Origin of the sequence: Arthrobacter sp. MYb224 (assembly GCF_002975455.1) — a bacterium.
Classification (GTDB): Bacteria; Actinomycetota; Actinomycetes; order Actinomycetales; family Micrococcaceae; genus Glutamicibacter.
Genome location: NZ_PCPU01000012.1, coordinates 88,644 through 101,808 on the forward strand (window position 1 = coordinate 88,644; position 13,165 = coordinate 101,808).

Genomic DNA, 13,165 nt, shown 5'->3' on the forward strand with positions numbered 1-13,165 from the left:
GGCTATCCTTGATCCTCAGTTAACTGAATACTAGATTTTTCGTGGAATCGTCCGCGGACGGAAGGTTATGTGTGCGGCACGGTTATTTTGGACAGGTCCCGGAGTCTTTGCGCACTCGATTATCGGTGCGCGTGGCCGGCGAAGGTCCGGACGTGGTTCTCATCCACGGGTTGGGAGCTTCAAGCCGCTATTTCACTCCTCTGGCCACGGAGTTGGCCTGTGACCATCGAGTGATTGTGCCCGAGCTACCCGGGCATGGCAAAAATATGGATGATGGACGCCCAGTCAGCGTGGCACGCTTCGCCCACGAAGTGTCCCTAGCGCTGCGCACGCTCAACGTGAAAAATGCGGTGATTCTCGGGCATTCGATGGGGGCACAGGTGTCCATTGAGATTGCACGGACCCGACCCGAACTGCTCGAACACCTCATCATTGCCGCACCCGCGGTCAATGACCGGGAAGACACGCTTTTTCGTCAAGCGCGCCGTTTAATCCAAGACTTCCCTCAAGAGTGGAACGCGGTCAAGGCGATCCTGCTCGTTGACTACCTACGCTGCGGGATTCCGTGGTGGGCTAAGAGCTGCTCGGAAATGCTCGACTACTCGACCATTGATCTGTTGCGCACCGTCCCCGTTCCCGTGGATGTGGTCTGCGGTACGCAAGATTCACTTTCACCGCCTGAATTTGGGCTACGGCTGACGGCTAAGGCCCCGCAGGCGAAACTGACGGTGTTCCAGAACGCTGCTCACGGTTTTAATTACTCGCATTTCGAAGAGCTCGCTGAGCTTGTACGCAAAGCAAAAAATTCGGCTGTTTCAGCGTCAACGTGCTGACGTTCAAAAGCAAGAAGTGTATTGGCGGACTGTCCAAACCTGTATCTCCAACCCCTTGAATTAGAGTTTCGCTCGGCATAGGGTTGCCCTGAGAAACATCAACCCAGCATGTGAGGTAAGCGATGAGGCGCACTCTGCGAACATTTGCAGCAGCGGCAGCGCTTACCCTGGCAGCCACGACTCTGGCGGTTCCCGCACAGGCCTACGAGAGCTACAACATGGACAATTCTTGGGCGAAAAGCAGCGGTAAAGTATGGCGCGATGACAATCGAAGCATCGGTTTCAATCTGGCGCTCACCGATGACAATCGCGATGGCAAGTGCGTCTACTACCAATACCAGGGAGTACGCAACAATGCTCCGGATACCGGATGGTCCCGGCTGACCACCAACGTGTGTGGTGCGGGAACGACAAAATACTATCGAGACGATTCCAAGCGCGTCATTCCGTACTATTCGCTCACCGTCAACGGGTTCCGCGTGCGAGCCTGCAAGGCAATCAACAACGCTCCCGACACTTGCACCGCGGCCTCGTACGTCGCCACTCGAGGCAAATACAACAAGGGATAGCGTTTTTCCGGCACAAATGAAGGGACGCCAGGTCAAGCAACATTTAGTGCGACCTCGCGTCCCTGCAAATTCTCTGCTTGCGTTTAGCGTCCGAGCGCCTGCGCCGACTCGAATGGGCCAACCACGGTGATGGTCCGCTCCTTGGCCGCAAGCTCTTGAGCCAATGCCTGTACGTCCTTGGTGGTGACCGCGTTTACGCGGCTCAGCGCCTCATCTATGTCCTGGAATTCGCCGGTGACCATCTCGGCCCGACCCAGACGCGACATACGGCTTCCCGGGTCTTCCAGTGCCAACACCGTTCCGCCGGCGAGCTGGCCTTGGGCCTGAGCCAGCTCGGAATCGGTGATGCCGTCGCTTGCCAAACGGTCCAGCTCGGATTCGAGCAAGCCGATGACTTCCCCGGCTTTTGCCGGTGAGCAACCTGCGTACATGCCGAAGTAACCGGCATCCGTGTATGCGGCCGAGAATGAATAAGTGGAGTAGGCAAGACCGCGCTTTTCACGGATTTCTTGGAAGAGTCGTGAACTCATGCCGCCGCCGAGGACCGCGTTGAGGACCGCGAGGACCTGACGCCGGTCGTCTTGTCCGCTAATGCCAGGGCAGCCGATGATGATGCTGGCCTGCTCGACCGGACGGTTGATGACTTCTATGCCGGGTACCGAAACGATCTGTGCCGGTTCCGAAGAACGGCGAGGCTCGGGCACGGCCATGGGATCTAGGTCCCAGCCAGCCTCGGACAACGAAGTGAGCACCATGGAGCACAATTCATCATGGTTCAGCGAACCAGCTGCGGTGATGATCACTTCGCTCGGGCGGTAGTGGGCCCGGTAGTGTTCCATCACTGCCTCGCGGGAGATCTCCATGATCTCGGCCGGGGTTCCGCCTATCGGGCGAGCCAGCGGATGATCGCCCAAAACCTTGGCGACGAAGCGTTCGTGGGCGACCTCGGTGGCGTCGTCGGCGTCCATGGCAAGTTCCTCGATGATCACCCCGCGCTCCTGCTCCAGCTCCAGCGGATCGATTACCGCGGAAGTCACCATGTCCGCGATGACATCCATCGCCATCGGCAGATCAGTGTCCAGCACTCGCGCGTAGTAGCAGGTTGATTCCTTCGCCGTCGCGGCGTTCGATTCGCCACCTACCGCGTCAAAGGACTGAGCTATTTCAAGTGCGGTGCGCTTCTTGGTTCCCTTGAACAGCAGATGCTCCAAGAAATGCGTCGAGCCGTAGTGTCCGGCTTCTTCATCTCGGGATCCCACCGGGACCCAGAAACCAACGGTGGTCGAACGCTGGCCTGGCATGGCTTCGGTCAGTACACGGACGCCTCCCGGAAGAATGCTGCGGCGAACTTCCGCGCCACCTTCACCGCGGTGGACCAGCGAGGGGTCAGCCGGGTCAATCGGAGAGAACTGTTGAGCCTCTACCGAGTGCAATGGCAACGGAATCATGACCACAGAGAAACATCCTTAAATCATTGGGTCCCGGAGCCTTGGTCCGGGCAGAACATTGTCCCTATTCTCCCACAGCCCCGCAGTCGAATACGTGGAACTAGGGGCAACCTCTCAATTGCTGGCCGCGCTTCATTTTCAAGGCTTTCCGAAGATACGTCGCCTAAGCAGCCCGACTCGAAGCAACGGCAATCAAGGTCCGGCTCACCAACAGGTGAGCCGGACCTTGAGTGAAACGCATCGACAGACGGAGTTGAGAGCCAAGAACCTGCCGCTGGTTCAGCTGCTCAGCTATCGCTAGGCGTGGTCGGATCAAACGGTGGTCGAATGCTGGGACCGCCCGGGTCGGGTCGGTCAGGTGGAGTAGTCGGATCTGGAGGAGCGGCGGGAGTCGTTGGATGGTCCGGCACGTTCGGCCGCGGTGGCTCGGCAGGAGATGGCCAGCCTGGTTCTCTCGGAAAATCTGGATCGGTTGATTCCATATTATTTTCCCCTTAGCTCCGGTGAACGATTCCCCGCTATTGCGGCTATCCGTCCATTCAAATACTCCACGCAGGATATTTCAATAGCCACGAAGGGATCCGGTGCGCACAAACTAAGGCAGTGAGCAGAGAAACTATGCGATGCCGCCGGCTATGCGATGTTGGTACGGTCAAACGCGTCGAGGCTGATGCCCTGCTCCAAGATCAATTTGGCCCATTCCTTGGCCGAGTGCAGGCTGTGGTCACGGTAGTTGCCGCAGCTGACTGCCTCGGTGCCCGGAACATCATCCCAGGTGACGCGCTCTGCCAGATCTTCCAGGGAAGATTTGATCGCCGCGGCAACTTCTTCAGGCGTTGGCTCGCCCCATGCGATGAGATGGAACCCGGTACGGCAACCAAAAGGCGAGAAATCGATCAGGCCCTCGAAACGGGTACGGATCAGGCCGGCCAGCGTGTGCTCGATAGTGTGCAGGCCCGCAGTAGGGATCTCACCATGATTAGGCTGGACAAAACGGATGTCGTAGTTGGAGATGGCGTCCCCCTTGGGACCATGGTCCACCCCGATGCGACGCACGTAGGGGGCCTTGACCTTGGTGTGATCCAGGGCGAAACTTTCGACTTCGGCAAGTTCAATATCACTCATAGTTTCAGTCTATCCGCTCCCCCGTGAGCAAAATCGAAAAACTTCATCGTCCGTAACCGATAAACTCTGATGCGAACACTGGTTGCTCTTTCACCGTATTTTCCAGCCCGTGCCAAAGACTTGTTTGTTGTTGAGAGGAACCCAATGTCGGATCAGAAGACCCTGCTTGTATTCGCGCACAGTGACGAAGCCTCAGCTTTTACGGACGTACCGCATGTGGTCTCGGGGGTAGGCAAGGTCAACGCCTCGGTAGCTCTTGCCGGTGCGCTCGCCGAGGGCAACGTTGAGCGAGTAATCGTTTTGGGCACCGCCGGTGTCGTCGGCAGCGCCGACGAAGACCGCCCCAGCTTGGACACGATCTATCAGGTCACCCGATTGATCCAGCACGACTTCCCATTGGCCTCGGCCGACGTAGTGCCTGCCGGTGAGATCCTGCTGCCAGATACGCAGGCGACCATGGCCACCGGCGACGTATTTGTCAGCAATGACGAGCAGCGCACGCACATCTCCGGGCTGAACGCGGCTTTGGTGGATATGGAGGGCTACGCCTATGCCAGCATGTGCCAGCGGTTCGACGTTCCGCTGCAGATCTTCAAGGTGCCATCGGACTACGCCGACAGCGCCACCAGCATGGATGACTGGGATGCGATTGTCGTGGCCAAGAGCGTTCAGCTTCGCGAGTTCTATGATGCGCACCTGAGCTCGGCAATCGACGCCGCTAAATAATACTGAGGGCTCAAGAGCTGGGCGGTTTCGTCGGACAGGTGAGCGGCTGAACATCGGCTGCGGCCGATGAGCCGAACACCAGGCGCAATCCCGTTGCCTTGCGTTCTCTCACCTGCGGTTCGCACTAGAATCGAACCACATGCATCGAACGGAGAAAGTTTCATGACGGCACCGTCAAACGCACGTGTCAGTGCAGGAGACCTCTCTGTGCCTCGTCATCATCAGTTGATTGTCTCGCTGTTCGGACTTTATGCTCGCCAGCACGGTGGAGCGCTGCCGGTGGCCACGATCATCACGTTGATGCAGGATGTGGGAGTTGAATCAGCCGGAACTCGCTCCTCGATATCTCGGTTGAAAAAACGGGGAGTCATCGAGAGCATTCAGGTGCGAGGCCGAAGCGGGTACTCGTTGGCTGAATCGGTATTGACCACTTTCGCCGAAGGCGATGAGCGCATCTTCCATCCGCGCCGGGCCACGGCCCAAGACCGCTGGCTGCTGGCGACGTTTACCGTGCCCGAAACCCAGCGGAATATTCGGCATAAAATCCGCTCTTCGCTGGTGCGGATGGGCTTCGGTTCGGTGGTTCCAGGACTATGGATTGCCCCAGAACATGCCAAGGACGCGGCATTGGCCTATTTCTCCCGGCACGGCTTGAATGAGTATTTCGAGTTTTTCCTTGCCGAGCACATCGGCGGTGCGCAAATTCAGAAGAATCTTGATTCGTGGTGGGATCTGGACTCACTCGATCAGCTTTATTCTGAATTTTTGAACGAAAATCGCGGCAGGTTGGAAAGCTGGCGGCAACGCGTCGGCAGCGGGGACAGCAATGAGCTTGAGGCTCGGGCATTCGCAGATCATTTGATTCTGCTGACCCAGTGGCGCCGGCTCCCCTATTCCGACCCCGGGCTGCCGGCAGAACTGCTCCCAGATGGATGGAATGCGTTAAAGGCCGAGGATCTATTCCACGACCTGCACACTCTCTTGGCGCCAATGGCGGCCCGCCATGCCCAACGTGTGATCGGTGCGGAAGACTGATACAACCCGTATAAATTAACCGAGCTCCCCACGCAAGCAAAGGACCACGAAATCACCCGGTGATTTCGTGGTCCTTTGCTGTTTCTAGTGCCTAGTTGCGATCCTGAATCACCGCGACGCCCTGAATTTCGATCAGCGCTTCCTTCTGCCACAGGCGCGTGACACCAACTCCGGCCATGGCCGGGTACTCGGTGCCAGCCATTTCACGCCACAGTCGGCCAATTTCGCGGCCATTGGCCATGTAGTCATCAACGTCGGTGAGGTAAATGGTGACGCTTACCAGGTCCTCCGGGTGCCCGCCCGCTTCAACCAGAGTGGTCAGCACGTTGGAGAACACCTGCTTGAACTGCTCGACAATTCCGCCGGGAACGATATTCATATCCTTGTCCAGGGCAGTCTGTCCGCCAAGGTAGACCGTGTCTCCGGCTTTCATTCCATGGGCATAGCCAGAGGGCTTCGCCATGGAAGCCGGGTTGATCGTCTCATTGCGGTGAAGCTTGGTTTCAGTCATGTCCTGCTCCTGTTCCGGGCCAATCAAATTTGCCCCATTTGGCTCTAGCGCCATCTTTGTGATGCGTGCTACATTGAGCTTACGTGACGGCAGTAAAAAAGTCGACACATAGATTCAGTGCCGAACGACCAAGGGGAACACACTAATGAAACTCGCAACGATTCAAGCTGGAGGGAAGTCCCTGGCCGCGATCCAGGTTGCTCAGGGCTACCTCCCGCTTCCAGCCAGCAATCTCAGCGAGCTTTTGAAAGAAGAGGCTTGGTTCACCACCGCCTCCCGGATACTTGAAAATCACGGCGAGGACTCACTGATCCCAACCGACGAAGTTCAGCTGCTTAACCCGGTTCCCGCGCCCTCCAAGGTGATCTGCTGTGGCCTGAACTACGCGGATCACATCTTGGAGATGGGACGCGAACTTCCTCAATACCCCACCTTGTTCGCCAAGTTCGCCGACACCCTCACCGGCCCGGATTCGGAAATCATCAGCACCGTCTCAAGCGACGTTGATTGGGAAGCCGAACTTGCGGTAGTGATCGGAGCCGAGATCTCCAACGCCTCCGAAGAAGAAGCCACAGCCGCCATTGCCGGCTACACCGTGGCCAACGATATTTCGATGCGCGATTGGCAGCGCCGCACACTGCAATGGTTCCAAGGCAAAGCCTTCGACGGCACGACGCCGCTGGGCCCGGTGCTCGCCACTGCCGAAGAAATCGACCCGGAGATGGGCGTAGAGGTCATTTGCCGAATTAATGGCGAAGAAGTCCAACGCGGCAACACCTCAACTTTTGTCTACTCAGCGGCCCGGCTCATCGCCTACATCTCCGAATTCACCACGTTGCGTCCCGGCGACATCGTGCTGACCGGGACGCCTGGCGGAGTCGGCATGGGCATGAATCCACCACGCTTCCTCTGCGACGGAGACGAGCTCCAAACAGAAATTCCAGGAATCGGAACCCTAATAAACCGCTTCCGGCTACGCGTGGACGTTCCGGCGGCAACACATTAATAGCCAACTATCAAGCATCATTCATTTCGAAGGAGAACACCATGACTGAAGCACCAATGACCTACCGCACCGAAGGCGACAATTCGATCTACGCCTCCGAAAATGGCCAGGTCGTCCCTGTGGTCACCCGCGCCGGATCGGAAGACACCAATACCGCGCAGTCCGGGGATTGCATCCGCGTTTCGGGTGTGAGCATCCAGCACACGCCCGCCACGAAGATCTGGTTCGGTCAGGTCTCCAATGTGCCTGGCTACCGCTCCTTGCCTCATCATCACGGCGAAGCTGAAACTGGCGGCTACGTGTTGCGCGGCCATGGCCGGATCTACTTCGGCGAAAACTATGAACAGTACGCAGATATGAAGGCCGGAGACTGGGTCTTCGTCCCGCCCTTCATGCCGCATGTGGAAGCGAATATGTCGGTAACCGAGGAGCTGGTGTGGCTCACCGCGCGTACCCCGGAAAACATCGTGGTGAACTTGCCCGATGTTTCCGACGACTCGCTGGAAGGATACCGCCGAGCATGAACACCACCGCACTTTCCGCGCAAGTATTCCTCGACGCCATCGAACTCACCCAGTGCGAGGCCGAAGTCTTCGACCAGGCGTTCACCGCGGTTCCGCAGTACGTTCCATGGCCCAAGGCCTACGGCGGAGACATGGTTGCCCAAGGCGCGTTGTCCCTGATGAAATCGGTGGACACCGATCGTTCCCTGCACTCGATGCACTCGTACTTCTTGCGCCCAGTGGATATGCACCAGGCGGTGCGCTACGAGGTGGAGCATTTGCGCGATGGACGCGGATATTCCACCCGTCAAGTACGTGCGTTCCAGAATGGCAAACCCGTCTTTGCGGCGTTGGGCTCTTTCCACGTCCCCGAAGACGGTGCCGAATATTCCCAGGACGCTCCGGGCGAATCGCTGGATCTAGATCCGGAAACGCTGGCAAGCGCTGCCGACGTCCTGCAGGGAGTCGAAAGCGATGCCGCCAAGTACTGGGCCGGCGGACGGAGCTTCGATATGCGCCACGTGCCCGAGCCAATCTATCTACCCGGTGAGCGTGAAAAAACCGCCAAGCAGGCCGTATGGATCCGCGCGTTCTCGCCCCTTCCGGATGACGCCATCATCCAGAAGTCGGCCCTGGCCTACGTCTGCGACTACACCATCTTGGAGCCGATCATGCGCAGCCTCGGGCTGAGCTGGGCAGACCAGGGTCTGGTGACGGCCAGCCTGGATCACTCCATGTGGTTCCACCGGGAAGGCCGCATGGACGATTGGGTGCTGTATGCCCAAGAAGCCGTGTCCAGCCAAAATAACCGCGGTCTGGCCCTTGGGCGTTTTTACACCCGCGAAGGAAAGCTCTTGGCCACCGTCGCCCAAGAAGGGATGATCCGCCCCGCGCGGACCACCACTGACTAGGACATCCGAACGAATCACCAAACGGAGTTGCCTTATGGAACTATCACCCTCAGCTCATGAAGATACCTTCACCCGAGACCACCTCCCTCCACGGGAGCTGTGGCCGACAATGGAATTCACCTTGCCCGAGCTGCAATACCCGGAACGGATGAATGCCGCGCAGGTCCTGATCGACCAGACCGTGGCGGATTTCGGCGCGGATCGCACCGCGCTGCTGGCTCCGGATGGCACCAGTCTTTCCTACGGCAAGTTGCAACGCCAGGCCAATCAGGTTGCCCAGGTGCTGGTCGAGGACTATGGCCTGCGTCCCGGAAACCGGGTGATGCTGCGCGGGCCGAATAATTCCTGGCTCGTCGCCTCCTGGCTTGGCGTGCTCAAGGCCGGCGGAGTAGTGGTCACCACGATGGCGGCGCTGCGTGCCGCGGAGATCAGCAAGTTGGCCGAGCTGACGCGCCCGTTGCTGCTCATCACCGATCACCGTTTCGCCGACGACGCGCGGCAGGCTAGCAACGGCGGGTATCCGGTCCTCAGCTACGGCGGCGCGGGCAACGATGACCTGGTCAAGCTGGCCGAGCGCAAATCAGGTGATTTTACTGCGGTGGATACGGCCGCCGACGATGTGGCATTGCTTGGACCGACCTCGGGCACCACCGGCGTTCCCAAGATCACCATGCATTTCCACCGCGATGTGCTGGCCAACGCGGACACCTTTGCCCGCTACATCCTCCAACCCACCCAGGATGACGTCTTTGCGGGGTCTCCCCCATTGGCATTCACCTTCGGCCTCGGTGGCCTGGTCGTATTCCCTTTCCGCTTCGGTGCCAGCTCGCTGCTGACCGAACGAGCCACACCGGTGGAGCTGGCCGAGTATTCCCATCAAGCCGGTGCGACCATCTTGTTCACCGCTCCCACCGCATATCGCGCGATCCTCAAAAACGGCAAAGAGGACCTGCTCAAGCCGCTGCGCGTCGCGGTTTCCGCCGGGGAACATCTGCCGGCAGAAACCTGGCATCAGGTCAAGGACGCCACGGGGCTGGAATTGGTCAATGGCATTGGCGCGACCGAGCTGCTGCACGTCTTCGTTTCCGCAGCGGGTCAGGACATCAGACCCGGCGCCACCGGCAAAGCGATTCCTGGCTTCCGAGCAACGGTCCTGGACGAAGCTGGCAACGAAGCCGCTCCGAACGAGCCAGGCCGGTTGGCGGTCATCGGGCCTACCGGATGCCGCTATCTCGATGACGAGAGGCAGCATAACTACATCTGCAACGGCTGGAATATCACCGGAGACATCTTCTACAAAGACGAAGATGGCTACTTTGTGTATCAAGCGCGCAGCGACAACATGATCGTCTCCTCCGGCTACAACATCGGTGGACCGGAGGTCGAACAGGCCCTCGACCAGCACCCGGACGTGCTGGAGAACGCCGTGATCGCCCGCCCGGATCCAAACCGCGGATCGATCGTTTGCGCCTTCGTGGTCCTCGTCGAAGGTGCCGAGGCCAGCGATGCGAAGGTCAAGGAATTGCAAGACTTCGTCAAAGCCACGATCGCACCTTACAAGTACCCGCGCGAGGTCCGTTTTGTTACGGAGCTGCCGCGCAATCCCAGCGGCAAGCTGCAGCATTTCAAGCTCCGTGAAGCGGCCAACGGATCACCGGTCGCTTAACCCCCTAATAACTTATCTGGGCCTTGCCGGCCCCCGCTCCCCTCTTTGGGGTTGTTGAAAGGACACATCATGAAAATTGCAGTTATCGGCGGAGGCCCGGGCGGACTCTACTTTGCGGCCCTGATGAAGCAGCTCGATTCGAACCACCAGGTCACCGTGTGGGAACGAAACGCAGCATCGGATACCTTCGGATTCGGCGTGGTGTTTTCCGACGAAACCCTGGGCGGCATCGGCAACGCCGACCCGGTGGTGGCCGAGTACATGTCACGGCGCTTCGCCCGCTGGAGCGATATCGACATCCACTTCCGCGACCAGATGCATACCGTAGGCGGGCAGGGCTTTGCCGCCATGAGCCGCAAGGAACTTCTCGAACTGCTGCAGCGTCGCAGCATCGAGCTGGGTGTGGATGTGCGCTTCTCCACCATGGCTCCGGACGTGGAGCAGCTATCTGCCGAATACGATCTGGTGCTGGCCGCCGACGGGCTGAACTCCGCGGTGCGCACCAAGTACGCCCAGTCCTTCAAGCCTTCGCTGGATCCGCGCACCTCCAAGTACATGTGGCTGGGCACCGACCAGGTGTTCGAGGCCTTCAAGTTCTTCGTCAAGGAAACCGCCGCCGGTACCATGCAGATCCACGGCTACCCGTACTCCGATGAGGGCTCCACCTTCATCGTGGAGATGCACGAGGATGTCTGGCGCGCAGCCGGGTTCGACGAGACCGAGAACGAGGTTTTCGCCCCCGGTGTGAGCGATCAGAAGGCGGTGGACAAGGTCACCGAAATCTTCGCCGACGAACTGGCCGGCTACAAGGTGCTGACCAACAACTCGAAATGGATCAACTTCACCACGGTGCGCAACGAGAACTGGCGCCACGAGAACATCGTACTGCTCGGCGACTCCGCGCATACCGCCCATTTCTCCATCGGCTCGGGAACCAAGCTCGCCATGGAGGATGCCCTGGCCCTGGCAGCCTGCCTGCACGAGCACGCGGACGTGGATCGCGCCTTGGCCGCCTATGAGACCGAACGCCGCCCGGTGGTGGAATCCACCCAGCGCGCCGCCCAGGCCTCGCTGGAGTGGTTCGAGAATATCGGCCAGTACAAGGACCAGGACCCGGTGCAGTTCTGCTTCAACCTGCTCACCCGATCCCGGCGCATCACCGCCGAAAACCTGAAGCTGCGCGATCCCGGATTCGCGCAGACCGTTGAGGCGAACTTCGCCAGGCTCAACGGGCAGCAGCACAGCGCCCCGGCTATGTTCCAGCCCTACACCCTAGGCGGCATCGAACTGGCCAACCGAGTGGTGGTCTCCTCGATGGACATGTACTCGGCCTCCGAGGGCGTCCCCGGGGAGTTCCACTTGGTGCATCTGGGTTCAAAGGCCCAGGGCGGCGCAGGGCTGGTGATGACCGAGATGGTCTGCGTTTCCGACATCGGGCGCATCACCCCGGGCTGCACCGGGCTGTACAGCGATGAACAGGCCACCGCTTGGAAGCGCATCACCGAATATGTGCATTCCAACTCGCAGGCGAAGATCGGTGCGCAGATCGGGCACTCGGGCCGCAAGGGCTCGACGAAGCTGATGTGGGAAGGCATCGACCAGCCGCTGGAAGAAGGCAACTGGGAGGTGCTGGCTCCAAGCGCGCTGCCCTACGGGGAAGGCTGCCATGTCCCCGTGGCAATGGACCGCACCCAAATGGATGAGGTCCGCCAGCAGTTCGTCGACGCCGCCCGCCGCGCCGACGCCGCCGGATTCGACGCGCTGGAAGTGCATATGGCCCACGGCTACCTGCTTTCCTCCTTCCTTTCCCCGCTGTCGAACCAGCGCACCGATGAATACGGCGGCAGCTTCGCCAACCGGCTGCGCTTCCCGCTGGAGGTACTCGACGCGGTGCGCGAGATCTGGCCGGCCGACAAGGCCTTGGGCGTACGTGTCTCGGCCACCGATTGGGCCGAGGGTGGGAACACCGATGATGATGCGGTGCTGATCTCCCAAGCCTTCATCGAGCACGGCGCCCAGTTCATCGATGTGTCTTCCGGACAGGTCGTCAAGAGCGAAAAGCCCGCCTTCGGGCGCAGCTACCAGACCCCGTTTGCGGACAAGATCCGCAACCGAGTCGCCGCCGCGGCCGGGGTGGCCGTGATCGCCGTCGGCGCGGTATCCACCTGGGATGACGCGAACTCTATCCTGTTGGCCGGCCGTGCGGATCTGATAGCGCTGGGCCGCACCCACCTGTACAACCCGCAGTGGACGCTGCAGGCCGCGGCCGAGCAGGACTACGCCGGTGCCGCGGCTCTCTGGCCGAAGCAGTACAAGGCCGGGCGCCGCAAGCCGCCAAGCGCGCGCACCGATGCGGTACGCCCTCGCCTGTCCCTGCTGCCGCAGAATCAGGAAGAGGATCTGACCCATGTGCGCTGGACCCCGGATGCAAATGCCTCGGCCCTGACAGCCAGCCACTAGGCGGCAATTAGCCAAGCAATGCCGCACTTGCCGGGTTCGCCGAACGACATCGTTCTGCGAACCCGGCAATTTCCTGCCTTAAAATCCGGCCCGGGACAGGGCCCAAGCTAGAAAATTCCCCAATCAACCGCAGAGGACTGTGCGCAACCGGCCCGAAGTGGCGTCCATTGGGCTGATTATTGGGCTGTGCATTGTTCAATCGTCCCGCCGCACGGACCCGCGGAAAACCGTGCAGTTCACCTCCCGCAGATATGTATGTTAACGACAACCACGAGGTTAAAAATGAGCTCCTCATTAGCCCAGATTTTTCATGGAGACTCTCAAGCCCACCGGATCGGTATCACGCCGGACTTCCGGTGGGTTTCCTGAATT

12 protein-coding genes are annotated in these 13,165 nt (G+C 59.7%); 9 read left to right on the forward strand and 3 right to left on the reverse strand.

Annotated features, from left to right (window positions below; translation table 11 throughout):
• Positions 1-131 precede the first annotated feature (131 nt).
• On the forward strand, positions 132-833 hold the full coding sequence (locus CQ017_RS17000; protein WP_181150584.1) for an alpha/beta fold hydrolase: 702 nt from the start codon (positions 132-134) through the stop codon (positions 831-833).
• A gap of 122 nt (positions 834-955) precedes the next feature.
• A complete protein-coding gene (locus CQ017_RS17005) occupies positions 956-1,402 on the forward strand; it encodes a hypothetical protein (protein ID WP_096288159.1) in 447 nt (148 codons plus the stop codon).
• Positions 1,403-1,485: 83 nt separating this feature from the next.
• Here CQ017_RS17005 and CQ017_RS17010 read toward each other — a convergent pair whose 3' ends face one another.
• Together CQ017_RS17010 and CQ017_RS17015 are read right to left on the reverse strand one after the other, a co-directional pair.
• Complete coding sequence (locus tag CQ017_RS17010; protein ID WP_374954803.1) at positions 1,486-2,856, reverse strand: M16 family metallopeptidase; 1,371 nt, start codon at positions 2,854-2,856, stop codon at positions 1,486-1,488.
• 627 nt (positions 2,857-3,483) lie between these two features.
• The gene (locus tag CQ017_RS17015; RefSeq protein WP_105554711.1) at positions 3,484-3,975 is read right to left on the reverse strand and encodes an S-ribosylhomocysteine lyase; all 492 of its coding nucleotides are present in this window, start codon (positions 3,973-3,975) and stop codon (positions 3,484-3,486) included.
• A gap of 144 nt (positions 3,976-4,119) precedes the next feature.
• Here CQ017_RS17015 and CQ017_RS17020 point away from each other — a divergent pair, with 144 nt between their 5' ends.
• Both CQ017_RS17020 and CQ017_RS17025 read left to right on the forward strand, forming a co-directional pair.
• The gene (locus tag CQ017_RS17020) at positions 4,120-4,701 is read left to right on the forward strand and encodes a purine-nucleoside phosphorylase (RefSeq protein WP_105554712.1); all 582 of its coding nucleotides are present in this window, start codon (positions 4,120-4,122) and stop codon (positions 4,699-4,701) included.
• Positions 4,702-4,863: 162 nt separating this feature from the next.
• Entirely contained in the window at positions 4,864-5,736 is an 873-nt protein-coding gene (locus CQ017_RS17025) for a PaaX family transcriptional regulator C-terminal domain-containing protein (protein ID WP_105554713.1), read from the forward strand.
• Between the two features lie 91 nt (positions 5,737-5,827).
• On the opposite strand, the gene CQ017_RS17030 is transcribed toward CQ017_RS17025, so the two are convergent.
• Positions 5,828-6,247 (reverse strand): RidA family protein, encoded by a 420-nt coding sequence (locus CQ017_RS17030; protein ID WP_105554714.1) that lies wholly within the window; start codon positions 6,245-6,247, stop codon positions 5,828-5,830.
• 145 nt (positions 6,248-6,392) lie between these two features.
• On the opposite strand from CQ017_RS17030, the gene CQ017_RS17035 reads away from it, so the two are divergent.
• The 5 genes from CQ017_RS17035 to CQ017_RS17055 all read left to right on the forward strand — a co-directional run bounded on the left by CQ017_RS17035 (position 6,393) and on the right by CQ017_RS17055 (position 12,793).
• Complete coding sequence (locus CQ017_RS17035) at positions 6,393-7,253, forward strand: fumarylacetoacetate hydrolase family protein (protein WP_105554715.1); 861 nt, start codon at positions 6,393-6,395, stop codon at positions 7,251-7,253.
• 41 nt (positions 7,254-7,294) lie between these two features.
• On the forward strand, positions 7,295-7,777 hold the full coding sequence (locus tag CQ017_RS17040) for a cupin domain-containing protein (RefSeq protein WP_105554716.1): 483 nt from the start codon (positions 7,295-7,297) through the stop codon (positions 7,775-7,777).
• Positions 7,774-8,667, forward strand: coding sequence for an acyl-CoA thioesterase II (locus CQ017_RS17045; protein ID WP_105554717.1), 894 nt, complete (start codon positions 7,774-7,776; stop codon positions 8,665-8,667). Before CQ017_RS17040 ends, CQ017_RS17045 begins: the two co-directional genes overlap by 4 nt.
• A 34-nt stretch (positions 8,668-8,701) precedes the next feature.
• Positions 8,702-10,333, forward strand: coding sequence for an AMP-binding protein (locus CQ017_RS17050; RefSeq protein WP_105554718.1), 1,632 nt, complete (start codon positions 8,702-8,704; stop codon positions 10,331-10,333).
• 69 nt (positions 10,334-10,402) lie between these two features.
• Positions 10,403-12,793 carry a bifunctional salicylyl-CoA 5-hydroxylase/oxidoreductase gene (locus tag CQ017_RS17055; protein WP_105554719.1) on the forward strand — a complete coding sequence of 797 codons (2,391 nt, stop codon included), beginning with the start codon at positions 10,403-10,405 and terminating at the stop codon, positions 12,791-12,793.
• The last annotated feature ends 372 nt before the right edge of the window (positions 12,794-13,165 follow it).